This window comes from Pedobacter sp. Leaf194 (assembly GCF_001423945.1).
Lineage (GTDB): Bacteria > Bacteroidota > Bacteroidia > Sphingobacteriales > Sphingobacteriaceae > Pedobacter.
This window is the reverse complement of sequence record NZ_LMPU01000001.1, coordinates 1,455,108-1,479,134: the sequence shown is the minus strand read 5'-3', so window position 1 is coordinate 1,479,134 and position 24,027 is coordinate 1,455,108. Positions and strand designations below refer to the sequence as shown.

Below are 24,027 nucleotides of genomic sequence, written 5' to 3'. Positions count from 1 at the left end.
AATTATACTAAGTAAAACGGTGAAGATTAATCTTCGCCGTTTTGCTTTTATAGCTGATGTTAAAATAACTTTTTAGTATTTTCGCAATGGTATGCTACAGAAACTTTCAATACGTAATTACGCATTAATAGATAGCCTCGATATAGAATTTGACGAGGGTTTGAACATTATAACGGGCGAGACTGGTGCGGGTAAATCAATCATTTTAGGTGCACTTTCGCTTATTTTAGGTCAACGGGCGGAAAGCAAATATTTTTTCAGTCAAGACAAAAAGTGCATTATAGAAGGCACATTTTTGCTGGCGGATGAAAACCTGAAAACGATTTTTGAAGAAAATGATTTAGATTTTTTTAACGAAACCAGTTTACGCCGGGAAATATCTATCGATGGCAAATCGCGTTCATTTATAAACGACACACCAGTTAACCTAACCTTGCTAAAGCAAATTGGCGAGAAACTAATTGACATTCACTCGCAACATGCTACGCAGGAAATTAACGATTCCGATTTCCAGTTGTTAATTGTTGATTCACTTTCAAATCACAATTCGCTTTTGCTCGATTATAGAAACGGCTTTAAAAAACTAAAGTCGGAAGTTTCGCGACTAAAAAAATTAATTAGCGATGCAGACGAAGCAAGAAGCAGGCAGGATTATGAGCAATTTCTCTTTAATGAATTGGAACAAGCAAACATTAAAGAAGGCGAGCAGGAAGAGCTGGAACAAGAACTCGAAAGATTAACGCATGCTGAAACCATAAAACGGGCCTTACTAACTGCTTCTGGCTTACTAACGGAGAGTGAACCATCTGCCCTGCAATTGCTCAAAGAAGCACAGATACAATTTCAAGGCATCGAAAAGTTCGATTCGTCGATAAATACCTTGTTTGAAAGACTGCGCTCTTCAATAATCGAGATAAAGGATATAGCTGACGAAACTTCGGCAATTGAAGAAAATACCTTACATAGTGCAGAACGTCTTGAAATCGTAAACCAGAGGTTAGATCTGTTCTATTCTTTGCAGCAGAAACACCGGGTCGCAGATAATCAGGCACTCCTAATCATTAAAGAAGAGCTGGAAAGAGACCTGAATCAACTGCTATCGTCGGATGAAAATATTGAGCTGCTGCAAAAGCAAAATGAACAGCTTAAGAATGAACTCACTAAACAAGCCTTGCAGCTTAGTGCTAATCGAAAGAAAGCAATTAAGCTGGTAGAAGAACAAACAGCAAATACTCTAAAAAGAGTTGGAATGCCAAATGCAAAATTGGTTTTAGCTCAAACGGCGGTTACTGAACTAAACAGCGATGGTTTAGATGAGATTAGTTTGCTTTTTACGGCAAATGCAGGCCAGGCTCCGGCGCCGGTAAATAAAGTTGCATCTGGTGGCGAATTATCGAGGTTAATGCTCGCCATTAAAGCGTTGTTAGCGAAACATACTTCCCTCCCAACCATCATTTTCGATGAAATTGACACCGGGATATCGGGTGAGACTGCATTGAAAGTTGGTGAAGTAATTGCAGATTTAGGGAACAACATGCAAGTGATTTCTATCACGCATTTACCGCAAATTGCTGCAAAAGGGAAATCGCACTATTTTGTGCATAAAAATGAAGACGGTAAAAAGACAACCACCGGTATTCGAAAATTAAATGAGGAAGAACGGGTTGGCGTAATTGCTGAAATGTTAAGCGGTAAGAATCCTGGAATATCGGCGATTGAGAACGCAAAAGAATTATTGCGATAATGTTTTTACATTATAAACTAATTATTTAGTTTATATTTGAGTATGAAACAATTGTTATCTCTTTGTTTATTGCTTTGCCTTTCAGGGCTATCTTTTGCACAGCAAACTTTTACGTTATCGGGCGTGGTTAAGGACAAAAAAGGCGAATCGTTGCCCGGCGCAGGAGTATATGTTAGTGGTTACAAAGTCGCTACGGTTGCAGACAACAATGGCAATTTCAAACTGAATTTGAAACCTGGCAATTATGATATTCTTGTTCAGCTGATTGGCTATAAAGCATTAAACCAAAACATAATTATTAGCGATAAAAGCCTGGCAACAAACTTTACGCTACAAGAAGATGCGTTGCAATTAAATGAAGTAACGGTTAAACCAGATCCCAATCGCGAAGGTTACATCAGAATGTTTACCGATTTCTTCATCGGGACCACGCCAAATGCCTTGCAGTGCAAACTTATCAATCCAAATGTATTAATTATCGATTACAGCAACGATGATTCTAAGCTTACAGTGAAAACAAATCAGTTTCTTATCATCGAAAATAAGGCTTTAGGATACAGGATTAAATACCAGTTGAACAATTTTGAGTTTGACAATAAAACGCGTATTATTTATTATGAGGGCTATCCTTATTATGAGGATTTAAAGGGAGGCAAAGGACAAATGAAACGCTGGGCTGCTAAGCGAGAGGTTGCCTACAACGGTTCTACTCAACATTTTTTTAACAGTTTGTATAAAGGAACCTCAATGAAAGAAGGTTTTGTTATAAATAAATTGATAAAACAGCTCGACAAAACACGACCATCAGATAGCGTGATCACTTCAAAGATAAAACAATTTAGAAGTTTGGCTTTGGGCTCATCAAATAAATTAAACATTACGCTTGGAGGCAGCGACTCGTTAAGCTACTGGTTAAAGCAGAAAAATAAACCCAAAGAAATATCTTTTTTAAGTACGAAGGAAGTTTTACCAGATACTTTGGTTAAAAAATATAACGAGAGCATTAAGGGAATGAATTTTACAGACATCCTTTACGTTATTTACAATAAAGAAAGGGAGGCACCCACTTATGCAAACCAAATTGGAATGTCGATTTCCCGCCCTATGGATATGCCCGATTATCAGGTTTCGCTAATCAATCTTTTAGTTGCCCCGGTTTATTTTTATGAAAATGGTGGCACTTACAATCCTCGGTCTATGCTTTATCAAGGTTACTGGAGCTGGGAAAAAATTGCAGATAGCGTCCCGTTAGATTATGTTCCAAACACGCCGAAGAAATAATTTAATCGTATTATAATGTTAAAATTGTTAAAATAGCAAGTCAGTTTTACATTTATTATCCGATTTGGTTACATTCGCTCTTATGATCAAAAGCGCCATCCTGTCTTTGTTTTTCATCTTTTTTGGTTTCATTGCTTTCAGTCAGAACACTTTCTCCATTAGCGGCAAAGTGAAAGATAAGCAAGGCGGTTTACCTGGCGCAGGTGTATATTTAAGTGGTTACAAAATCGCGACTGTCGCAGATAATAATGGAAATTTTTCGCTGCCAAACCTAAAGCCCGGAAGTTACGATCTGCTGGTGCAAATGGTTGGCTACCTACCCTTCTCGAAAAGTGTTATTATTTCAGATAAATCCATCCAACTAGATTTACTTCTGAATGAAAACACTGTTCAACTTAACGAGGTAACGATAAAAGCAGACCCGAATCGTGCCAAATATATCAAGCAGTTTACCGAGTATTTTATAGGTATAACCCCAAATTCTAAACAGTGTAAAATTCTAAATCCTCAGGTTCTAAATGTTGATTTTGATGTTACAAAAAGTCTGCTTACTGTTAAAACCACAGAATTCTTAATTGTGGAAAATAAGGCTTTGGGGTACAGACTTAAATATATGCTCGATTATTTTGAATATAACAGCCGCACGAGGATAATATATTTTTCAGGACATCCTTTCTTCGAGGAATTAAAAGCATCAGCAGCTAAAAAGAAGAAATATATTGATGCTAGGGAAATTGCATATTACGGCTCATCGCAGCATTTTTTCAGGTCGTTATACGAAGGTCGAAGTAAAGAAGAAGGTTTTCTGATAAACAAAATCATTAAAATACCTAACCCAAACCGCTATCCTGAAGAGGTAATTAACCAGAATTTAACTCAAATTAGAACCCTGCCTGAAAAAACTGGGATAAGAAAAGTTGCGGGAAAAATTGATGTTGGCTTGCTTGATTTCTGGACGAAACAAAAAGAGATGCCAAGGTATATAGATAAATTCAGTCGTGCTGAAGTAAATCCGGATACCCTGGTGCACGATTACAATAATAACCTGAAGTGGATAAATTATACCGATGCGCTCTGTATTCAATATACAAAAGAGAAAGAATCACTGGCTTACTCAAACACCGGATTTTGGGTTTTTAGGCCAATGGATGTACCCGAAAATGAAATTTCGGTTGTGAACCACACAACGCCAGACCCGGTTAGGTTTTACGCAAACGGCGGCATTTATGATGCACGCTCCATGCTTTTCGAAGGTTATTGGGCTTATGAAAAAATTGGCGATATGGTGCCAATGGATTATATTCCGATCGTGAAAAAATAATTTATTTTCCACATAATTCAAAAACATAAATAAAAATACTAATAATATTAGCATTTTTATTGCTATGGATGGTGAACAAGATTTTCAATATTTCAAAGGAAGAGGCGCCCAGGTTAATCCGCATAATAAGTTTTTAAAGAATAGTTACGTTAAAGAGCACGATGAAGGGATTGATGATTGGGAGGAAACAGACCATAAAACTACTTTTCTTTTCGAAAGTTCAAAGTCGGTAGTAAATAAGGTAGACAGTCCGGATGTTGGCATGGCTTATTCACTAAATCCATACCAGGGTTGCGAGCATGGCTGTACCTATTGTTACGCTCGAAATTCGCATCAATATTGGGGTTACAGCGCAGGCATTGAGTTTGAAAGGAAAATAATTGTTAAGAAAGACGCACCTACCCTTTTTAAAAAGTTTTTAGAACGTAAAGGTTGGGATGCAACTACAATTTCGCTTTCAGGAAACACGGATTGTTACCAGCCTGCAGAACGAAAATTTAAACTTACAAGGCAATTATTAGAAATTGCATTGGAATACAAGCAGCCAATTGGTATGATTACCAAAAACTCACTAATTCTTCGCGACCAGGATATTTTGCAGGAAATGGCCAGGCAAAATCTTTGTATGGTTTACGTTTCTATTAATAGCCTTAACGAAAGCCTTCGTCAGGTTATGGAGCCGCGAACTACGACGGCAAAACAGCGGTTAAAAATTGTTGAGCAGCTTAGCGCAGCAGGTATACCAATGGGCGTGATGGTTGCCCCATTAATACCTGGGTTAAGTGATCACGAAATTCCTGCTATTTTAAAATCGGTGGCCAGCGCCGGTGCAATTAAAGCGGGTTACACTATTGTCCGCTTAAATGGTGCAATTGGTGGAATTTTTGAAGACTGGTTACGGAAAAATTTTCCAGACAGGTTTGAAAAGGTTTGGCACATGATTCAAAGCTGCCATGGTGGAAATGTTAACGACAGCCGTTTCGGCGAACGAATGCGTGGGAACGGTAATATTGCCCAGATGATTAGCGATAGTTTTAAATTACACTGTCGTTTAAATGGCTTAAATCAGCAAGAGATTATGCTAGATCATACGCTCTTTAAAGTTCCGAGCGACCAGATGAGTTTGTTTTGAAAAATGTACCTACCGGGCTGCGAAATCCTGGGTCCAGTATTTACCATCTTTGGCTGCACCCATTTCTTTAAAATTTGCAGCCATAATGTTCTTACAGTGTCCTTCGCTAGCAATCCAGGCGTCAAATACAGCCTGTTCTGTAGGCTGGCCCGCAGCGATATTTTCACCATAAGTGTTCCACTTGTAGCCTGCAGCCGTAATCCTGTCGCCCGCACTTGCACCATTTAAAGAGGTATGGCTAAAAAAATTATTCACATTCATTGCTTTACTATGTGCGAGTGCTGCCGAAGCCAATAAATCGTTCCAGGTTAGCGGATTTACGGCCGGCATAAAAGTAGAACCGCAATTACAACCCGATTTTCTTTTATTGTTAACCAATTTAAGCATCAAATCTGCATTTAAACCGGTAACAACTGCCGTAGCTGAATTTGCAGGCGCTTCGGCTGGTGTGTCAGCATTTTTTTTGCAGGCTGTAAACAGGAATATGATGCAAAAGCAAAGCAGTAAAGATTTGTTCATTGTGGGATAATGAGCGATGACTTATTTAAGACTTTTGGCGCAAATATAAAACCTTATCCGCTAATAGTAGAGGATTAAAAACAAAAAGCCCCTCAAGTTAAACTTGAGGGGCTCAAAATTATTTGCTAATTTGAAGAATCTTCTTCTTTTGGCTCTTCTTTTTTCTTCTCGCCTTTTTTGTGAACTATGGCGATTAATTCTGTGGTTTTATCGTAATCGATTTCCAAAACATCCCCCTCAGCCAATTCGCCTTTCAAAATTTCCTCTGCAATTGGGTCTTCGAGGTATTTTTGAATTGCTCTTTTTAACGGACGTGCACCGAAGTTACTATCGAAACCTTTATCAGCAATATATTCTTTTGCATTTTCGGTTAAAACGATTTCGTAACCTAATGTATGTACGCGGCCAAATAAGGCTTTTAGTTCGATATCGATAATTCTGAAAATCTCATCCTTACCTAAGCTGTTAAACACTACAACATCATCAACACGGTTTAAAAACTCTGGTGCAAATGCACGTTTCAATGCGCTTTCGATTACGCCACGACTGTGAGAATCTGCCTGATTTGTTTTTGCCGAAGTTGAGAAACCAACACCCTGACCGAAATCTTTTAGCTGACGGGCACCGATGTTCGAAGTCATTATGATAATTGTATTTCTAAAATCAACCTTACGACCTAAACTATCTGTTAACTGACCTTCATCCAAAACCTGCAATAAAATATTGAATACATCAGGATGGGCTTTTTCAATCTCATCTAACAAAATTACAGCGTATGGTTTTCTTCTAACCTTTTCAGTCAGTTGTCCGCCTTCTTCGTAACCAACATAACCCGGAGGCGCACCCACTAACCGTGAAACTGCAAATTTCTCCATGTATTCGCTCATATCAATTTGGATAAGCGAATCGTCGCTATCAAACATGAAACGAGCTAATTCTTTCGCCAATTCTGTTTTACCAACCCCGGTAGGACCTAAGAAAATAAAGGAACCGATTGGTTTCTTCGGATCTTTTAATCCAGCTCTTGTACGTTGAATCGCTTTGGTTAATTTCTTAATCGCATCATCCTGACCGATAATTTTCTCGGCCACTTTATCGTACATGTTCAATAGCTTCTGGCTATCTGTCTGCCCAACACGTTGCACGGGAATACCAGTCATCATGGCAACAACTTCTGCTACATTATCTTCAGATACTTCGTAGCGTTTAGTCTTGGTTTCTGCTTCCCACTCTGCTTTAGCCTTATCTAATTCTTCAATTAAATTTTTCTCTGTATCGCGAAGTTTTGCAGCTTCTTCGTACTTCTGGCTACGAACAACTTTGTTTTTCTCTATCTTAATATCTTCGATTTTCGCCTCGATATCAATGATCGTTTGAGGAACGTGAATATTCGTTAAATGAACTCTCGAACCTGCCTCATCCAAAGCATCAATGGCTTTATCTGGCAAAAAGCGGTCGGAGATGTAACGCGAAGTAAGTGTAACGCAAGCCTGAATCGCTTCATCAGTATAAGTTACACCGTGGTGTTCTTCGTACTTATCTTTAATTCTGGTTAAAATCTCAACAGTTTCATCAGGTGTAGCGGGCTCAACCATTACTTTTTGAAAGCGACGGTCTAAAGCGCCATCTTTCTCAATATACTGGCGATACTCATCTAAAGTTGTTGCACCAATACATTGAATTTCACCCCTTGCCAAAGCTGGTTTAAACATATTCGAAGCATCGAGCGAACCCGATGCGCCACCTGCGCCAACAATTGTATGAATTTCATCAATAAATAAAATAACATCAGTTGATTTTTCCAGCTCGTTCATTACGGCTTTCATACGCTCTTCAAACTGGCCACGATATTTCGTACCCGCAACAAGCGATGCCAAATCTAAAGTAACTACACGTTTACCAAAAAGTACGCGAGATACTTTACGCTGAACAATACGCAAAGCTAAACCCTCTGCAATTGCCGATTTACCAACACCTGGCTCACCAATTAAAATTGGGTTGTTCTTTTTTCTACGTGATAAGATTTGTGAAACCCTTTCGATTTCCTTTTCGCGACCTACAATTGGGTCTAAACGACCTTCTTCTGCAGCCTTGGTTAAATCACGACCGAAATTATCCAGAACCGGAGTTTTAGATTTAATATCCGAAACCTTTTTTGGTGTACTAAAGCTTTCTTCTTCACGATAATCATCATCGCCACCTGTTGATGCGCTATTTGAAATATCGTCTCTGAAACCGTTTTTATTTACTTCTACCTCTTGTTTAAAAACATCATAAGTAACCCCGTACTGCAATAAGATTTGAGAAGCAATGTTATCATCATCTCTCAAAACTGAAAGCAATAAATGCTCAGTGCCAATTAAGTCGCTCTTAAATATTTTAGCTTCTAAGTAAGTAATTTTTAAAACTTTTTCTGCCTGTTTAGTTAAGGGGATATTTCCTAAGTTAACAGTTACACTAGAAGTACCGCGAACAGCATCTTCAATTGAGCGGCGCAACTTACCTGTATCAACCCCTAACGATCGTAAAATTTTGATAGCCATACCATCGCCTTCGCGGATGAGGCCTAATAATAAATGCTCGGTTCCGATATAATCATGCCCTAAGCGGAGCGCTTCCTCCCTACTAAAAGAGATTACATCTTTAACCTGTGGTGAAAATTTTGCTTCCATAATACCTTTCTTAACAGCTCGCCTCTAAACTATAAAATAAATTATAAAAAGTGACTTTACTGTTTTCTTTATTTTATCAACAATTGCGCCATATCAGTGGATAAACAGCCATCTATCAGATTCGATAACGTAAAAATTACCTGACGAATAATATGGAAAAATGTTAAAAACCTAATTATATCTACGTAATAATGCTTTAGCGGGTTTTAAGAGTCGGATTTTCCTGTTCCACGCCGTTTGTCTGCATATTGTAAGGATTTAAACAGACTTTTTAACTGACAATTTGTTTCTCTCAGCTTATGCAATTTACATTTTTTGACAGAAAAATAAAAGACATCTGACAGCTTTTATCATTCTTAAGTTCGTTACCTTGAAATTGAATGGAAAATCCGAAACTTTCACGTCAGCATCGAATTGCGGGTATTGATTATCCAATGGAATTACATATCACCTTTCAGGCTGCTGGTAATTCGACAGCCCAATTCACTAGCGATTAGTTATAGCTATCAGGCAATATGATAAACGTGGATTGAATCAAAACGTTGAGCAGAAATTGAATTAAATTAAAGATAATGATAAAGCACTTTGTATTGGGCCTGTTGTTTTTATCTTTGTAACCAATTTAAAAATTAAGGGCCTTCAGCCTAAACTACACGTAAATTATGTCTGACGAAAAAATAATCTTTTCAATGGCAGGAGTAAATAAAATTTACCCGCCACAAAAACAGGTTTTAAAAAATATATACCTTTCTTTTTTTTATGGCGCCAAAATCGGCGTTATCGGTTTAAATGGCTCGGGTAAATCATCTTTATTAAAAATTATTGCCGGCTTAGATAAATCCTATCAAGGCGAAGTGGTATTTTCTCCTGGCTATTCTGTAGGTTATTTGGCGCAAGAACCAATTCTCGACCCTGAAAAAACTGTACGCGAAGTTGTAGAAGAGGGTGTGGCAGAAGTAACCGCAATTTTAAAAGAGTACGAGGAAGTTAATGAAGCTTTCGGATTGGAAGAAAACTATTCTGATGCCGATAAAATGGAGAAACTCATGGCTCGCCAGGGTGAGTTACAAGATAAAATTGATGCTTTAGGCGCCTGGGAAATCGATTCAAAATTGGAACGTGCAATGGACGCTCTGCGTTGCCCTGATCCGGAAACTAAAATCGGTGTGCTTTCTGGTGGTGAACGCCGTCGCGTTGCGATGTGCCGTTTATTGTTGCAACATCCGGATGTATTATTATTAGATGAGCCAACCAACCACCTTGATGCCGAAAGTATTGACTGGTTAGAGCAGTTTTTACAAAATTACGAGGGAACAGTAATTGCCGTAACCCACGACAGGTATTTCCTTGATAATGTTGCCGGATGGATTTTAGAGTTAGATCGTGGCGAGGGGATTCCATGGAAAGGAAATTACAGCAGCTGGTTAGATCAAAAGGCTAAGCGCTTATCTCAGGAAGAAAAAACGGAAAGCAAACGTCAGAAAACTTTGGAGCGTGAGTTGGAATGGGTTCGTATGGCGCCAAAAGCCCGCCATGCCAAATCAAAAGCACGTTTAGCCAATTATGACAAGTTAGCTTCTGAAGATGGAAAAGAAAGGGAAGATAAATTAGAGCTATTTATCCCGGCCGGGCCTCGTTTGGGTAATGTAGTAATCGAAGCAACGAATGTTACCAAAGCCTATGGCGATAAAGTATTGTTCGATAACCTTAACTTTTCACTGCCACCAGCGGGTATTGTTGGTATTATTGGCCCCAATGGCGCAGGTAAAACAACATTATTTCGTTTAATTACCGGCCAGGAAGAGGCAGATAACGGAACTTTCCGCGTTGGCGAAACGGTGGAGTTGGGTTATGTAGACCAAATGCACAACGATTTAGATTCTGATAAAACCGTTTACGAAAATATTACTGATGGGCTTGACAATATTCAGCTGGGAAATAAAGCGGTAAATGGCCGTGCTTATGTTTCAAAGTTTAATTTTAATGGTGGCGACCAGCAGAAAAAAGTTGGCATTCTATCTGGTGGAGAACGCAACCGGGTACACCTGGCAATTACGTTAAAAAAAGGTGCAAATGTGCTTTTACTGGATGAGCCAACAAATGATATTGACGTAAATACCTTACGTGCTTTGGAAGAAGCTTTAGAAAACTTCGGTGGCTGTGCTGTCGTAATCAGTCACGACAGGTGGTTTTTAGACAGGATTTGTACGCACATTCTGGCTTTCGAAGGTAATTCTGAAGTTTATTTCTTCGAAGGAAATTATTCAGACTATGAAGAAAACCGTAAGAAACGTTTGGGTGATGTTGCGCCGAAACGAATCAGATACAAAAAGTTAGATTAAAAAAAAACTCCCGATGAAAGTCGGGAGTTTTTTTTTGAATGCTTTAATTTCCAATAGTTTTCCTGATCGCTTCGTCGGTTACCACTTCCATTACTTTGTAACCTGCTAAATTGGGGTGTACACCATCCGTTGTGTATTCCGACTTCTGCCCGTTACGTTCATCAACCAATGGGGTAAAATAATCAAGAACAGTGAAATTGTTTAGTTTCGCGTAAGCAACGAGTGCTTCATTAAGTGAAATAATCTGGTCGGCAGTACCTTTAATCGCTTTATTCCATGGGTATTCGTAAATAGGAAGATATTTACAAATGATTACTTTGATGCGGTTTTTTCTGGCAAGTTCCGCCATCGATTTCACATTATTAAGAATTGTTTCGTTATTTACATGGCCCTTACTACCCGCTAAATCATTGCTACCCGCTAAAATAATAACGGCTCTCGGCTTAAGGTTTATTACATCCTGTCGAAACCGAATCAGTAACTGGGAAGAAATTTGTCCGCTAATTCCTCTGTCTATATAGGCATGAGCACTGAAATATTCGGGGTCTTTCTGTTTCCAGAATTCGAAAATGGAGCTGCCCAGAAATACCACTCGCTTCTCCCCCTTTTTTGGCAAACCGATAACTTCATTTTCCTTTTGGTATTTGGAAATGTTTGCCCAATCATCAGAAAAATCTTCCTTTTTAGTCTTGTTTTCGGCTGCATCAGTTTGCGCAGCAGCAATGCCTGCGTAAATTAAAAATGCAGTAAAAATAAACGTCAATTTCATCTTGCTTGGATTACGCTATATATGTTTTGTTATTTGCTCTCCGCTCTTGGCCCTCTTTTATAGATAACCAGCCCATTTAAAAAATTTCGTAAAATCTGGTCGCCACAGGGCTTAAAGTTTTCGTGATCTTCGTTTCTGAAAATATCGCCAAGTTCTGCTTTGGTAACTTTAAAGCCTACTAAATCGCATATTGTTATTATATCTTCTGTTTTTAAAGATAGTGCTACTCTTAATTTTTTTAAAATATCGTTGTTACTCATATTTCTTACTGAATGAATTCTGAATGATTGAATGCTATTTTACACTACTAACTTGCTTGCCCTAATTCCAATGAACCAATGAACCAATGAACTCCTAACTGGCAATTTCAAGTTTAAGTTTTTTTCCTTTTATTTTTTCTCCGCTAAGCGCTTTTAACAGTTTATCTACAAGTTCTCTTCTAACAGCAACATAACTTGTGGTATCTTTAACTTCGATAAGCCCTATATCGTCTTTTTTTAAGCCTCCCTTTTGCAGGAATAACCCAACGATATCAATCTTATTTATCTTATCCTTTTTACCATTTGCGATATACAAAGTAACCCAATCACTTGCTTCTGGCAGTTTATAGTTGTCTTCAAGCGTTTCTTCTTCAATATCCTCAGGCAAATATTTATAATGTTCTTCTTCGGTTACAATTGCATAGGCAGTACCTTTCGCATGCATTCGGGCGGTGCGGCCGTTGCGGTGTATGTAAGCGTCTTCTGTATATGGCAGCTGGTAATGCACAATATTTTGCACCTCCGGGATATCAAGTCCGCGGGCAGCCAAATCGGTAGTAACTAAAATTCTATGGCTTCCATTTCTAAACTTAAGCAAAGCTTTTTCCCTATCGGCTTGCTCCATCCCACCGTGAAAAACATCATGACCCAGACCATGTTCGAAGAGCAAATCGCTAATTCTATCAACTGTTTCGCGATGGTTGCAAAAAACCAGGGTGTTTGCGCTACCGATTTTGCTCAGAAGCTTAAACAAAACTTCAAGTTTATCGGCCGCCGGGGCGGTAACTTTTCTTAATTTTAAATCGGGTTTAGCTTTGATGTCTTTTGAAAAATCGATTTCAACGGGCTGACGCAACTTAACGAAAGCCGGAATTTCGTCCATTTTTGTCGCCGAGGTTAGCACACGTTGTTTTAACGAATGCAAGGAGCCGATAATGAACGACATATCCTGCTCAAAACCAAATTCCAGCGATTTGTCGAACTCATCCAAAACCAGATTTTCGATAAAGGATTCGTCGAAGTTACGATGATCCAGATGATAAGCAATTCGACCTGGAGTTCCGATAAGCACTGCCGGAGGGTGCGCGAGATTGTTTTTTTCAATGCGTACGGCATGGCCGCCATAACAGCAGTTAACTTTAAACGCAGTGCTCATCTGCTTAAAAACCTGTTCTATCTGCAAAGCAAGTTCGCGGGATGGCACAAGAATAAGCGCCTGGACGCCTTTAGTTTCAGGCTTCAGTTTAGAAAGCAATGGCAGTAAGAATGCGAGTGTTTTGCCAGAACCGGTGGGTGCTACCAACACGAGGTCGACATCCTTTTCTGCCGCTTTAACTGATGCCGTTTGCATCTCATTCAGGGCGGTAATATTTAATCTTTTAAGCGCTTGCTCTATCATTACGCCAAAGGTAAACATTTATTGGTTTTGCAAACCCACGAAAATGACTGTTAAAACTTCAGGAATCTCCTCTTGATATTTCTAACGAAAGAAAAATCTAATTTTTGGTCTAATAATAAAAGCATTTTGCCTCTTTGCGACATAGAATTCGTAACTTTCTCATTAACAGCATCAACTGATGAAATAATGCGCTCGGCTAAATCGCCGGCAAACTTGTTGGCTCTACTTTGTTGCAACAATTGGAGTTCTTGAATCAATTCTGCGATCATAGTGATGAAATTTGGTTAAATAATGAATAAATGTAACGTTTAATTACAAACAATTGTTGCAAAAAATATAAAATACTGTTTCACTTGTTGTGGTAACCTGTTGATAACTAAAGTTTTGTTAGCAAATAAACAACAGGATCTTAATACAGATTTAATTTATAGCGCTTATTTTTATAAAACCTGATTACCATTTGTTAACCCCAAAAAAACACAGCGTATGACATGGAAAAAATTTAGTGGCGAAGTGATTCAATCCTCAATCCTTGAAGAGATAGAACTCGCAATCATCAGAGAAACAGAAAACGGACACAAACTAAAGGTTTGTATTGGTACAGATTCGCAGGTTAAAGGTGCTGTTACGGATTTTGCAACTGTAATCGTATTGCTTAGAGCGCACCACGGCGGATTCATGTACATTCATCAGGAGAAATCATCTCAGCAGGTAAGCATTAAAGAACGTATGTTGATGGAAGTTCAAAAATCTATTGAAACGGCTTACTCCATATGCGATTTGCTGGATATTTATGATGTTGCCCTCGAAGTACACGCTGATATTAATACAAGCCCGCAGTTTAAATCCAATAAAGCCTTAAATGATGCAATGGGTTATATTTTAAGCATGGGCTTTATTTTTAAGGCTAAACCCGAGGCATTTGCAAGTTCTACCTGCGCAGATAAAATGGTGCACTAGATTTGTTAAAAGCTTAATTAGGCGTATCTTTAAAATATAAATTCAATGGTATGAAAAAGATATTCTTATTGCTGTTTGCGTTAACAATTACCTGTTCTGTATTTGCACAAATAGAGGATAATAACGCAAATACCAAAATTGGTGATGAAACACCGGTATTTAGCTTTGAGGTAGAAAAAGGCAAAACAGTAAATATTGCCGACTACAAAGGCAAACTGATTTTGATAAATTTATTTGCAACCTGGTGCCCTCCATGCAATATCGAATTGCCCTTGGCTCAAAAAGAGATCTGGAACAAGCATAAAGATGATAAAAACTTTGCTTTCTTCGTATTCGGTCGGGAAGAAGGCTGGGACAAGTTGCTGCCTTATAAAGCTAGCAAGGGCTTTACCTTTCCAATCTTACCAGATTTAAAACGCGAGGTTTTTAACAAATTTGCCAAGCAATCTATCCCAAGAAACATTTTGATTGATGAAACTGGAAAAATTATTTATCAATCTATGGGTTATGAAGAGAAAGAATTTCAGGCCCTGGTTAAAATAATTAACGACAAACTGAAAGCAAAAGCAACAAAATAGGCTTTTGGTTGTTACGTTATAAAATTTATAATTTGAAAACTTACCGGTTAGAATTCACTCAAAAAATTCCTGTTGATTTAGATACAGCCTGGGATTTTTTTTCCTCACCTCTTAATTTATCAGAAATTACACCGAAAGACATGACTTTTGATGTAACTTCTCCAATCACAAAGGAAACAAAAATGTATCCGGGGATGATAATAACCTATAAAGTTTCGCCGCTGCTGGGAATCAAATTAAACTGGATGACAGAAATAACCCATGTAAAGGATAAAGAATACTTTATTGATGAACAGCGCTTTGGTCCGTTTGCGTTTTGGCATCATAACCACAATTTTGAGTCGATTGAAGGCGGTGTACTCATGCACGACATTCTTCACTATGCCATCGGTTGGGGACCAATCGGCTTGATTGCAAATGAAATCGTAGTTAACAGCAAGATAAACGGGATATTTAATTTCAGGTATAAAAAAGTAGAAGAGCTTTTCGGCAAGCTGTAACCTTTTATGCTACCATTTTTTTGTTGAAATCGTTTCGCCTTTTATTTGTCGTTTTTCGGTTTGATAACTAGACAACGCCTTTTTGAGACGCTCTGCAAAGTTAACCGTTTTACTATAAGCAGCCTCCACGATGTCTTTCCATTCTCCTGCGCTGAGTTTGCCAGGCGTTTTTTCTAATGGTGTGGCAATTTTTGTAGTTGGCACATAATTACTGTATCTATCTCTTCCATAGGGGATGTACTCAAAATCTGTAAGCCAAAATCTGTATTTTTTATCTCTGGCTTCGCAGTTTAGCGTAAAGCTCACCTCGCCAGTTGGATGGCTCGCAACCAAAATTGTTTTGTCGATAACCATCACACCCTTCGCAGTAATTGATGAATCGGTACTATTCTGTCTCTTTAGTGTTTTGTTATAAGATTCTACAAACGCCTTAGCCCTCAGCATCAAACTATCCTTACCGGCAGCCTTTTCAACAACCTCATAGTAAATAAACTTTCCGTTATCATCAACTGAAAACTGCTTTTGCTGGGCAGAAACTTTAAGCGCAATCAATAAAAAAAATAAAATGGTTTTATAAGGCATAACGAATTTTATCAAATGAAAAATAAAGATAACAAAAAGCCTCCGGCTAATAAGGCGGAGGCTTATATTCAAAATAACTAAATATTAAAAGGCGTAAACTGCGGCAAGAGAAAACTGGCCTGCATTTGGTGCTACCCCACCTGTTTTATTAACAAACGGTTTATCGCCATTATGGTCCAGTCTAACTTCAGGAATAAAAGTTAAGCCTCCGGATTTAATGTTTGCAGTAAGTGTTACACCGGTGTAAGATGTGCCTTTAACCGCACCAACATCTTTATATTTGAAATATTCACCCCTCAAACCTATGGTTACTGCATCTGCAACTGCAACCTGAGGATATAGTGCAACGCCGGCATAACCGCCTGCATCATCTGCCATATCATAATTTGCCGCATTTAAACCAAGCTTAAAGGCTTTGCTAATCTGGTACGAAGTCGTTAAATCTTCAATGGTGCCATAGCCGTATGGGTCGGCACCCGATAATACGTTTAAGTAAGCTGTCCAGCCTTCTACTGGCGAAACCATCAATTGGCCACCAATACTTGATACACCTCTTGTTGCGCTATAAAGATTCCAATCATTAAATAAACCGGCCATTAAACTTACTTTATCTGAGAATTTGTAAGTTGCTTTAATACCCGCGTTTTGGAACGGACCATTGGTAAACAGGTATGATGTAGAATAGTTGAAATTACCTACTGGCGATATTACTTCGTAGCCGATAAAAGTTCCCATGTAACCGGCGGTCATCGAAAAATTATCAGTAAAATCGTAGTTGATATATAAGTTCTGAATGTGGAAAGAAGAACCGTTTGCAGCTGCATCAGGAATTGATTGTGTTTGCCCACGCGGACCAAACGAAATTTCACCAACAAAAGAAGCCTTACCGGTTTTTTTCTTCAGCGCCAGGTCAATCATTCCCAATGAAACGGAATTATGATCAGAGACAAAGGATGTCGGAATATTAGACCTTTTGGCGAAATCATATTTGTAATACGTATCAACCGACCCGGAAAATTCCAGCGGCGAGGACGGCGTCTCTTGCGCCAGGGCACACGTAGTGCTTGCTATACTAAATATAGCGGTTAAAAATTTCTTCATGTTTGAGCTTTATTGGGGTTTAGATATGGTATTCTTTTAAGAAACTGATTCTGTTAGAGGACTATTTTTTTCAATGTAAACAGCTCGCTCTTCAACAAGCAATGTACCCTGAGAGTACTTCTCATCATGTTGCGATGCATCAAGACCAATTTCTTCTTCTTCATCAGACACCCTGATTGGATTGATTAAGTTAACCAGTTTGAAAATTACGAATGAAACAACAAAACTGAATAGAATTACTATAACAGCGCCTTTTAACTGTGTGATGAAAAATGCCGGATTGCCGTAAAACAAACCATCAGCACCTGCCGCATTAACAGTTTTGGTTGCAAAAACGCCTGTTAATAACATGCCTACAATACCGCCAACACCGTGGCAAGGAAAAACATCTAAAGTATCATCAAGACTTGTTTTTTGTTTCCAGCTAACAACAAGGTTTGATACCACAGCCGCTATAGCACCGATGAATATGCTTGATGGTATGCTTACGAAGCCTGCACCTGGCGTAATTGCCACTAAACCAACAACAGCGCCGATACAGAACCCTAATACTGAAGGCTTTTTACCTCTTGCTACGTCGAAAAACATCCACGATAATCCTGCTGCACCTGCTGCCGTATTTGTAGTTAAGAAAGCAGAAACGGCTAAACTGTTAGCACCCAATGCAGAGCCCGCATTAAACCCGAACCAGCCGAACCATAGCAAACCTGTTCCGATTAAAACGTAAGGAATATTTGCAGGCGGCACTTCTTTGTGCTCCATGTGAGATTTTCTGCGTTTCAAAACCAATGCTCCGGCTAAAGCGGCCATACCAGCAGAGATGTGTACAACTGTACCGCCGGCAAAATCCAAAACGCCCATTTTGAACAAGAAACCTTGGGGATGCCATGTCCAGTGTGCTAAAGGCGAGTAAACAAATATTGCAAATAGAACGATGAATAAGATGTAAGATGTAAAGCGAATACGTTCTGCTACAGCGCCAACTACCAATCCTGGCGTAATAATGGCGAACATTAGCTGAAACACTGCAAAAAGTGAAAGCGGAATAGTTAAGTCTGCACCTCCTTGCAAATGTGGAGCTCCGGAATTTACCCCTTTGAAAAATAAAAAGGTTGATGGATTTCCGATAAAACCGCCAATCGTATCGCCGAAAGCTAAACTGAAACCGATAACTGTCCACAGAACTGTGATTACACCTGCAGCGACAACACTTTTAATCATTGTTGATAATACATTTTTACGATGTACCATACCTCCGTAAAAAAACGCAAGGCCTGGAGTCATTAAGAATACAAGCGCCGCAGCGATTAAAATAAAAGCGATGTCCGGACCGCTATATTTTCCTTCATCAAAGTTCGGGAGCAACGGAACAAAGAGTGATAATATTGCAAATACCATCAATATTACAAAAGGAGCATACTGTTTGACTAAAATTTTACCCATGTTTTTAAGTTTATTTGTTTGGTTTATTAAATAGTTTTGATTTTCTGATTTTATTTGCCTAAAAATACGACTTATTGTAATTTTTACACCATTAAATAGAAATATTCTAATAAAAACTATTAATTTTTACGAAATGGAGCTAAAAATCGATTAAAAAATACCATAGACAAAAAAAACTGCCAAACATTTAGCGCTTTTTTACCAAAAAGAAAATGTATCGAATTAGATGAATTGTAGAATTTTAGCTGAGTTTTCTGGAATATTATCAAAAAAATCAAGCTAAAAACAAAAAGCCTCCCAAATTTGGAAGGTTTTTTGAAAAAATATGTATTTTTTTTAGTTTTTATTGAAAATAAGCAGAACCCTGCACAACACCTCGTTTTTCTATTTCTTTGTCGATATAAGTTTGAATTGAAGATTTATTTAAGCCCCAGTTTGGCGCAATTAGCAAATCCCAATCAGAAATACCGAAAAGTCTTTGGATCACAATATCTGGACGCAGCAATGGAATCAACTCACACAGCAAGTCGGTATATTCCTCTAAGGAAAAAAGTTTGAAAGGCTCCTTTTTATACTTAACGCCCATTATCGAACCCTCTACAATGTGCAAGTGGTGAAATTTTACAAACTTAATTTGAGGAAACCGATTAATTTCGTGAATGTAATTGAGCATCATCTCCCTTGTTTCCCAAGGGAAACCGAAAATTGTGTGCACACACAATTCAAGTTTACTGTTTTCAAGTAGTTTTACTGCTTCTACAAATTCACCATGACTGCAACCTCTGTTAATTTGGTTCAAGGTCTCATCATAAATAGATTCCATCCCCATTTCCAAATCCACATCATACCTATCCGTATAACTTTCTAATAAGGCAACTTTTTCAGCATCAATACAATCAGGCCGTGTGCCTACAGAAAAACCAACCACATCATCTGGATTTACCGAAAGGGCCTCATCATACATCATTTTGAGGTAATGTACGGGGGCGTAAGTATTGGTATTAGGTTGAAAATAAACGATAAACTTATCTGCCTTATAGAAATTCTTGCCACGCTCCATACCTTTTTCCAGCTGCTCGCGGATGGTAGGCATTTTGCGGGAAATTTCAGGCGTAAAAGAATCTACATTGCAATATGTACATCCACCATAACCCTTACTGCCGTCACGGTTTGGGCATGTAAAACCTCCATCAACGATCGTTTTAAAAACCCGCTGACCGTTATATTTTTCACGCAAATGTGTTCCGTAATTGTTATAGCCTTTTATACCTAAATCTACCTGTGTTCCCATTGTTCGCAAAAATACACAAATACTATTAAGTTATCGATAAAGCCATCAGAGATTACAAAAACCAAATAATTAACGGGAAAACAAAACGTTACATAAAAACAACGCCCGAATCAGGTTCGGGCGTTAATCCATTACGATTATTCTTTAGGTTTTGTTAGGTAATATATTGGTACGCCCGCCAGCATAATGGCTACGCCCCAGCCACATGTACTGGTTTTGAAAACTAATAAGCCAATGCAAATTGCGATAGCCACTAAAATATAAAATGCTGGCAACACTGGATAACCGAAAGCCTTATATGGCCTTTCGGTATTGGGTTGAGATTTACGGAGAATGAAAATTCCATAAATGGTAAGGATGTAAAAGATCATTACGATAATGATAACGAAATCCAGCAAATCTCCATATTTACCTGTTAAACACAATGCCGAAGCCCAAACACATTGCGCCCAAAGTGCCCAGCTCGGAACACTTGCTTTATTTAAAACTGCCGCTTTCTTGAAAAACAATCCATCTTTTGCCATTGTGTAATACACGCGTGCGCCAGCCATAATTAATCCATTATTGCAGGCGAAAGTCGAGATCATGATCATAATGGCGATTATATATGTACCGATACTTCCGAAAATTGGTTGTGCCGCAGCTACAGCCACCCGATCATCCGCCGCGGTTGCAATTTCCTGTAACGGCAAAACAGCCAGGTACATCAGGTTTGCAAGTATATAAATGACGCTAACGATAAAAGTTCCTAAAAATAAGCTTAAACCAACGTTGCGTTCAGGATTTCTGATTTCACCGGCAATAAAAGTTACCCCGTTCCATGCGTCGCTGCTGAATAATGAACCAACCATAGCCGCGGCAATACCTGAAAGCAAAGCTTTTCCTGCTACGTCGGTCCAAACGCCCGCTTTTGGATCAAATGAACGTGTAGACCAGGCATCGGCCCAGTTAGCATGCCAGATTTCCGCATTAGCGGCCAAACTGAAACCGAAAATAATTAAGCCAAAGAGCGAGAGTATTTTAATAATTGTTAATATGGTTTGAAGAATTTTACTATCCTTTACGCCTTTACTGTTTATGTAGGTTAATAGAATTATAGTCGCAATTGATACCAGTTGGGCGGCATTTAGTTTGAAGCTGCCCGCATCATATAAAATATTTTTATCGCTTAGCGGTGCGTATAAATAGGCTGCAAATTTTGAGAAAGCTACGCCAACAGCGGCGATAGTTCCTGTTTGTATAACCGCGAAGAAACTCCATCCGTATAAAAAAGCGATAAGCTTATTATATGCCTCTTTTAAATAAACGTACTGACCACCAGCCTTCGGAAACATGGCACTCAGTTCGCCATAACTTACAGCTGCAATCATGGTAACCACGGCTGTTAAAACCCAAATCAAAATTAGCCACCCAGCCGAGCCAACCTGCCTGGTTATGTCTGCACTAACAATAAAAATACCTGAGCCAATCATCGACCCAACGACCAGCATTGTACCATCAAAAAGGCCAAGTGCTCTTTTAAAAGCATTGTCCTGTGGTTCTTTCTCCATAATTAAGTTTAGTTTGTGGCTAATTTATTTAAAAAAAACAATTCGTGGCGACTTGTACTGTATTATTTTAATCGAATAAAAAAATATTTAGCAGTGATGTTAATTTTCTTTTACCTGTTGATCAGTAGAAAATTATTTTATTATATTGCTAAACTAATAACCAAAATCAAAAAATCAATGTTCTTTAATTAAGTACTAACCATACTTATAAGATATGAGCAACAGAACGTTGAACAAATAAATCAAAAACCAAATATCAACTATGGACTTTTTACAAAACAATTTAATTTATGCTATTCCTGCACTTGGCCTTGTTGGAATTATTGTGATGCTGATTAAAAGCGCCTGGGTGAGTAAGCAAGATGCGGGCGACGAAAAAATGCAGGAACTTGCGGGATACATTGCCGACGGCGCTATGGCTTTTTTAAAAGCTGAATGGCGGGTTTTAAGTATTTTTGCAGTTTTTACGGCGGCGTTGCTGGCCTATTCAGGAACGATAACTGAAATTAAGGGAGTACCAATGCACTCCAGCTGGATCATTTCCATCTCTTTTATCATTGGAGCAGTTTTTTCCGCTTCAGCGGGATATATCGGCATGAAAGCCGCCACAAAAGCAAATGTGAGAACAACGCAAGCCGCCAGAACCAGCCTTAAGCAGGCACTAAAAGTTTCTTTTACAGGTGGTACAGTTATGGGTTTAGGTGTTGCCGGGCTCGCTGTTTTAGGTTTGGGAGGATTATTTATTGCCTTTCTACAAATATTTCATGTAACTAATGCAAATAGCGTAGAAATGAGAACCGCTATTGAAGTTTTAACAGGCTTCTCACTAGGTGCCGAATCTATTGCATTGTTCGCCCGTGTGGGCGGTGGCATATATACAAAAGCAGCCGATGTTGGCGCCGACTTAGTAGGTAAGGTTGAGGCTGGAATTCCGGAAGATGATGTTCGAAATCCTGCCACTATTGCTGATAATGTAGGCGATAATGTGGGTGATGTAGCCGGCATGGGCGCCGATTTATTTGGATCGTATGTTGCCACTATTCTTGCTACCATGGTTTTAGGACAAGAAATTACTGTTGTCGATAAATTCGGCGGCATGTCTCCTATCCTGTTGCCAATGGTAATTTGTGGATTGGGCATTATCTTCTCAATCATCGGTACTTGGTTCGTAACTATTAAGGACGAAAAATCAAATGTGCAGAATGCATTAAACTTAGGAAACTGGTCTTCAATAATTATAACTGCGGTTTCATCATATTTTATTGTTAAATGGATGCTGCCAGAAACTTTAAACCTTCGGGGATATGAGTTTTCGAGTATAAATGTATTTTATGCCATCATAGTGGGCCTGGTTGTAGGCACAATAATGAGTGTGGTAACAGAGTACTTTACCGCAATGGGCAAAGGACCGGTAAATTCAATTATTCAGCAATCTTCAACAGGCCATGCTACTAATATTATTGCCGGTTTATCTGTTGGTATGAAATCTACCGTGATTCCAATTCTGGTTTTAGCAGGTGGAATTATGGCATCGTATCATTTTGCAGGATTGTACGGTGTTGCGATAGCTGCCGCCGGCATGATGGCGACTACGGCAATGCAACTCGCAATTGATGCCTTCGGACCAATTGCCGATAACGCAGGCGGGATTGCAGAAATGAGCCAGCTTCCACCCGAAGTTCGTGAGCGTACAGATAATTTAGATGCCGTTGGCAATACAACTGCAGCTACTGGGAAAGGATTTGCAATTGCCTCGGCAGCGCTAACTTCATTAGCGTTATTCGCGGCTTTTGTAGGTATTGCAGGCATTACTGCAATTGATATTTACAAAGCACCAGTTCTGGCTGGCTTATTTGTTGGGGGCATGATTCCTTTTATTTTCTCGGCATTGTGCATTCAGGCAGTAGGTAAAGCAGCAATGGATATGGTGCAGGAAGTTCGACGCCAGTTTAGGGAAATTCCGGGCATAATGGAATACAAGGCGAAACCTGAATATGAAAAATGCGTTGCCATTTCAACAAAAGCTTCTATCCGTGAAATGATGATGCCGGGTGCTATCGCATTAATTACACCTATAGTTATTGGTTTCACCTTCGGACCAGAAGTTTTAGGTGGCTTATTGGCCGGCGTTACCGTTACAGGCGTGTTAATGGGAATTTTTCAGAGTAATGCAGGTGGTGCCTGGGATAACGCCAAAAAATCATTCGAACAAGGTGTAATGATTAATGGCGAAATGTTTTACAAAAAATCCGAACCACACAAGGCTTCCGTTACCGGAGATACGGTTGGCGATCCTTTTAAAGACACATCTGGTCCTTCGATGAACATTTTAATCAAATTAATGTCTATCGTTTCACTTGTTATTGCTCCATACATCGCTGTTAAGGCAGTAGCAGGGGAGCAACGTCAGGAAGTTCGCAAAGAAATCAGGATTCAGCAAAAAACGGATGCTTCAGGTAAAGTAATTATTGATACTTTGGTAAATACAACCGACACGCTCACGCATTAGTTGTAAAAACTAAGATATAATACCATTAAAAGGGATTTTTAACCAAAATCCCTTTTATTTTTCCGTAATTTTTA

The 24,027-nt window shown here is 38.9% G+C and carries 20 protein-coding genes; 9 read left to right on the top strand and 11 right to left on the bottom strand.

All coding sequences use genetic code 11. From position 1 onward, the window contains the following. Window positions 1-91: 91 nt before the first annotated feature. The 4 genes from recN (at window position 92) to ASG14_RS06500 (ending at window position 5,478) form a co-directional block, all read left to right on the top strand. Window positions 92-1,744 (top strand): DNA repair protein RecN, encoded by a 1,653-nt coding sequence (recN, locus tag ASG14_RS06515; protein WP_056870166.1) that lies wholly within the window; start codon window positions 92-94, stop codon window positions 1,742-1,744. Between the two features lie 42 nt (window positions 1,745-1,786). After that, window positions 1,787-3,025: a carboxypeptidase-like regulatory domain-containing protein gene (locus ASG14_RS06510; protein WP_056870165.1), complete on the top strand. Its 1,239-nt coding sequence runs from the start codon at window positions 1,787-1,789 to the stop codon at window positions 3,023-3,025. Window positions 3,026-3,107: 82 nt separating this feature from the next. Beyond that, complete coding sequence (locus ASG14_RS06505) at window positions 3,108-4,346, top strand: carboxypeptidase-like regulatory domain-containing protein (protein ID WP_056870164.1); 1,239 nt, start codon at window positions 3,108-3,110, stop codon at window positions 4,344-4,346. 64 nt (window positions 4,347-4,410) lie between these two features. Then, the gene (locus ASG14_RS06500) at window positions 4,411-5,478 is read left to right on the top strand and encodes a PA0069 family radical SAM protein (RefSeq protein ID WP_056870163.1); all 1,068 of its coding nucleotides are present in this window, start codon (window positions 4,411-4,413) and stop codon (window positions 5,476-5,478) included. Window positions 5,479-5,487: 9 nt separating this feature from the next. Here ASG14_RS06500 and ASG14_RS06495 read toward each other — a convergent pair whose 3' ends face one another. Continuing rightward, the gene (locus ASG14_RS06495; RefSeq protein ID WP_056870162.1) at window positions 5,488-5,997 is read right to left on the bottom strand and encodes a CAP domain-containing protein; all 510 of its coding nucleotides are present in this window, start codon (window positions 5,995-5,997) and stop codon (window positions 5,488-5,490) included. A 125-nt stretch (window positions 5,998-6,122) separates the two neighbouring features. After that, the gene (locus tag ASG14_RS06490) at window positions 6,123-8,669 is read right to left on the bottom strand and encodes an ATP-dependent Clp protease ATP-binding subunit (protein WP_056870161.1); all 2,547 of its coding nucleotides are present in this window, start codon (window positions 8,667-8,669) and stop codon (window positions 6,123-6,125) included. 662 nt (window positions 8,670-9,331) lie between these two features. Here ASG14_RS06490 and ettA point away from each other — a divergent pair. Beyond that, window positions 9,332-11,011: an energy-dependent translational throttle protein EttA gene (gene ettA, locus ASG14_RS06485; protein ID WP_056870160.1), complete on the top strand. Its 1,680-nt coding sequence runs from the start codon at window positions 9,332-9,334 to the stop codon at window positions 11,009-11,011. A 43-nt stretch (window positions 11,012-11,054) separates the two neighbouring features. Here the strand turns inward: ettA and ASG14_RS06480 are convergent, their stop codons facing one another. The 4 genes from ASG14_RS06480 to ASG14_RS06465 all read right to left on the bottom strand — a co-directional run bounded on the left by ASG14_RS06480 (window position 11,055) and on the right by ASG14_RS06465 (window position 13,708). After that, a complete protein-coding gene (locus ASG14_RS06480) occupies window positions 11,055-11,780 on the bottom strand; it encodes a GDSL-type esterase/lipase family protein (protein WP_082491376.1) in 726 nt (241 codons plus the stop codon). Between the two features lie 29 nt (window positions 11,781-11,809). Next, complete coding sequence (locus tag ASG14_RS06475) at window positions 11,810-12,040, bottom strand: DUF1456 family protein (RefSeq protein WP_056870159.1); 231 nt, start codon at window positions 12,038-12,040, stop codon at window positions 11,810-11,812. A gap of 94 nt (window positions 12,041-12,134) precedes the next feature. Next, the gene (locus ASG14_RS06470) at window positions 12,135-13,457 is read right to left on the bottom strand and encodes a DEAD/DEAH box helicase (RefSeq protein ID WP_235528531.1); all 1,323 of its coding nucleotides are present in this window, start codon (window positions 13,455-13,457) and stop codon (window positions 12,135-12,137) included. A 32-nt stretch (window positions 13,458-13,489) separates the two neighbouring features. Continuing rightward, window positions 13,490-13,708 carry a hypothetical protein gene (locus ASG14_RS06465; protein WP_056870158.1) on the bottom strand — a complete coding sequence of 73 codons (219 nt, stop codon included), beginning with the start codon at window positions 13,706-13,708 and terminating at the stop codon, window positions 13,490-13,492. Window positions 13,709-13,925: 217 nt separating this feature from the next. Between ASG14_RS06465 and ASG14_RS06460 the strand changes: the two genes are divergently transcribed. The 3 genes from ASG14_RS06460 to ASG14_RS06450 are packed head-to-tail and all read left to right on the top strand — an operon-like array spanning window position 13,926 to window position 15,477. Beyond that, a complete protein-coding gene (locus tag ASG14_RS06460) occupies window positions 13,926-14,399 on the top strand; it encodes a ribonuclease H-like YkuK family protein (RefSeq protein ID WP_056870157.1) in 474 nt (157 codons plus the stop codon). Window positions 14,400-14,449: 50 nt separating this feature from the next. Continuing rightward, a complete protein-coding gene (locus ASG14_RS06455; protein ID WP_056870156.1) occupies window positions 14,450-14,977 on the top strand; it encodes a TlpA disulfide reductase family protein in 528 nt (175 codons plus the stop codon). Between the two features lie 32 nt (window positions 14,978-15,009). Continuing rightward, window positions 15,010-15,477, top strand: coding sequence for an SRPBCC family protein (locus ASG14_RS06450; RefSeq protein ID WP_056870155.1), 468 nt, complete (start codon window positions 15,010-15,012; stop codon window positions 15,475-15,477). A 9-nt stretch (window positions 15,478-15,486) separates the two neighbouring features. Here ASG14_RS06450 and ASG14_RS06445 read toward each other — a convergent pair whose 3' ends face one another. The 5 genes from ASG14_RS06445 to ASG14_RS06425 all read right to left on the bottom strand — a co-directional run bounded on the left by ASG14_RS06445 (window position 15,487) and on the right by ASG14_RS06425 (window position 21,444). After that, on the bottom strand, window positions 15,487-16,059 hold the full coding sequence (locus ASG14_RS06445; protein ID WP_056870154.1) for a DUF4468 domain-containing protein: 573 nt from the start codon (window positions 16,057-16,059) through the stop codon (window positions 15,487-15,489). Between the two features lie 84 nt (window positions 16,060-16,143). Further along, on the bottom strand, window positions 16,144-17,160 hold the full coding sequence (locus ASG14_RS06440; RefSeq protein ID WP_056870153.1) for a porin: 1,017 nt from the start codon (window positions 17,158-17,160) through the stop codon (window positions 16,144-16,146). Window positions 17,161-17,196: 36 nt separating this feature from the next. Further along, window positions 17,197-18,603 (bottom strand): ammonium transporter, encoded by a 1,407-nt coding sequence (locus ASG14_RS06435; protein WP_056870152.1) that lies wholly within the window; start codon window positions 18,601-18,603, stop codon window positions 17,197-17,199. Between the two features lie 343 nt (window positions 18,604-18,946). Further along, complete coding sequence (locus ASG14_RS06430; protein ID WP_056870151.1) at window positions 18,947-19,894, bottom strand: TIGR01212 family radical SAM protein; 948 nt, start codon at window positions 19,892-19,894, stop codon at window positions 18,947-18,949. A gap of 137 nt (window positions 19,895-20,031) precedes the next feature. Beyond that, window positions 20,032-21,444 carry an APC family permease gene (locus tag ASG14_RS06425; RefSeq protein WP_056870150.1) on the bottom strand — a complete coding sequence of 471 codons (1,413 nt, stop codon included), beginning with the start codon at window positions 21,442-21,444 and terminating at the stop codon, window positions 20,032-20,034. A gap of 262 nt (window positions 21,445-21,706) precedes the next feature. Between ASG14_RS06425 and ASG14_RS06420 the strand changes: the two genes are divergently transcribed. Then, entirely contained in the window at window positions 21,707-23,953 is a 2,247-nt protein-coding gene (locus ASG14_RS06420) for a sodium-translocating pyrophosphatase (RefSeq protein WP_056870149.1), read from the top strand. Window positions 23,954-24,027: the final 74 nt, after the last annotated feature.

Coding starts and splice junctions, on each gene's coding strand:
- ASG14_RS06475 (WP_056870159.1), bottom strand. CDS start 12,040: ATGAGTAACAACGATATTTTAAAAAAATTAAGAGTAGCACTATCTTTA.
- ASG14_RS06420 (WP_056870149.1), top strand. CDS start 21,707: ATGGACTTTTTACAAAACAATTTAATTTATGCTATTCCTGCACTTGGC.
- ASG14_RS06440 (WP_056870153.1), bottom strand. CDS start 17,160: ATGAAGAAATTTTTAACCGCTATATTTAGTATAGCAAGCACTACGTGT.
- ASG14_RS06430 (WP_056870151.1), bottom strand. CDS start 19,894: ATGGGAACACAGGTAGATTTAGGTATAAAAGGCTATAACAATTACGGA.
- ASG14_RS06455 (WP_056870156.1), top strand. CDS start 14,450: ATGAAAAAGATATTCTTATTGCTGTTTGCGTTAACAATTACCTGTTCT.
- ASG14_RS06435 (WP_056870152.1), bottom strand. CDS start 18,603: ATGGGTAAAATTTTAGTCAAACAGTATGCTCCTTTTGTAATATTGATG.
- ASG14_RS06510 (WP_056870165.1), top strand. CDS start 1,787: ATGAAACAATTGTTATCTCTTTGTTTATTGCTTTGCCTTTCAGGGCTA.
- ASG14_RS06490 (WP_056870161.1), bottom strand. CDS start 8,669: ATGGAAGCAAAATTTTCACCACAGGTTAAAGATGTAATCTCTTTTAGT.
- ASG14_RS06470 (WP_235528531.1), bottom strand. CDS start 13,457: ATGTTTACCTTTGGCGTAATGATAGAGCAAGCGCTTAAAAGATTAAAT.
- ASG14_RS06445 (WP_056870154.1), bottom strand. CDS start 16,059: ATGCCTTATAAAACCATTTTATTTTTTTTATTGATTGCGCTTAAAGTT.
- ettA (WP_056870160.1), top strand. CDS start 9,332: ATGTCTGACGAAAAAATAATCTTTTCAATGGCAGGAGTAAATAAAATT.
- ASG14_RS06500 (WP_056870163.1), top strand. CDS start 4,411: ATGGATGGTGAACAAGATTTTCAATATTTCAAAGGAAGAGGCGCCCAG.
- recN (WP_056870166.1), top strand. CDS start 92: ATGCTACAGAAACTTTCAATACGTAATTACGCATTAATAGATAGCCTC.
- ASG14_RS06465 (WP_056870158.1), bottom strand. CDS start 13,708: ATGATCGCAGAATTGATTCAAGAACTCCAATTGTTGCAACAAAGTAGA.
- ASG14_RS06480 (WP_082491376.1), bottom strand. CDS start 11,780: ATGAAATTGACGTTTATTTTTACTGCATTTTTAATTTACGCAGGCATT.
- ASG14_RS06460 (WP_056870157.1), top strand. CDS start 13,926: ATGACATGGAAAAAATTTAGTGGCGAAGTGATTCAATCCTCAATCCTT.
- ASG14_RS06495 (WP_056870162.1), bottom strand. CDS start 5,997: ATGAACAAATCTTTACTGCTTTGCTTTTGCATCATATTCCTGTTTACA.
- ASG14_RS06425 (WP_056870150.1), bottom strand. CDS start 21,444: ATGGAGAAAGAACCACAGGACAATGCTTTTAAAAGAGCACTTGGCCTT.
- ASG14_RS06505 (WP_056870164.1), top strand. CDS start 3,108: ATGATCAAAAGCGCCATCCTGTCTTTGTTTTTCATCTTTTTTGGTTTC.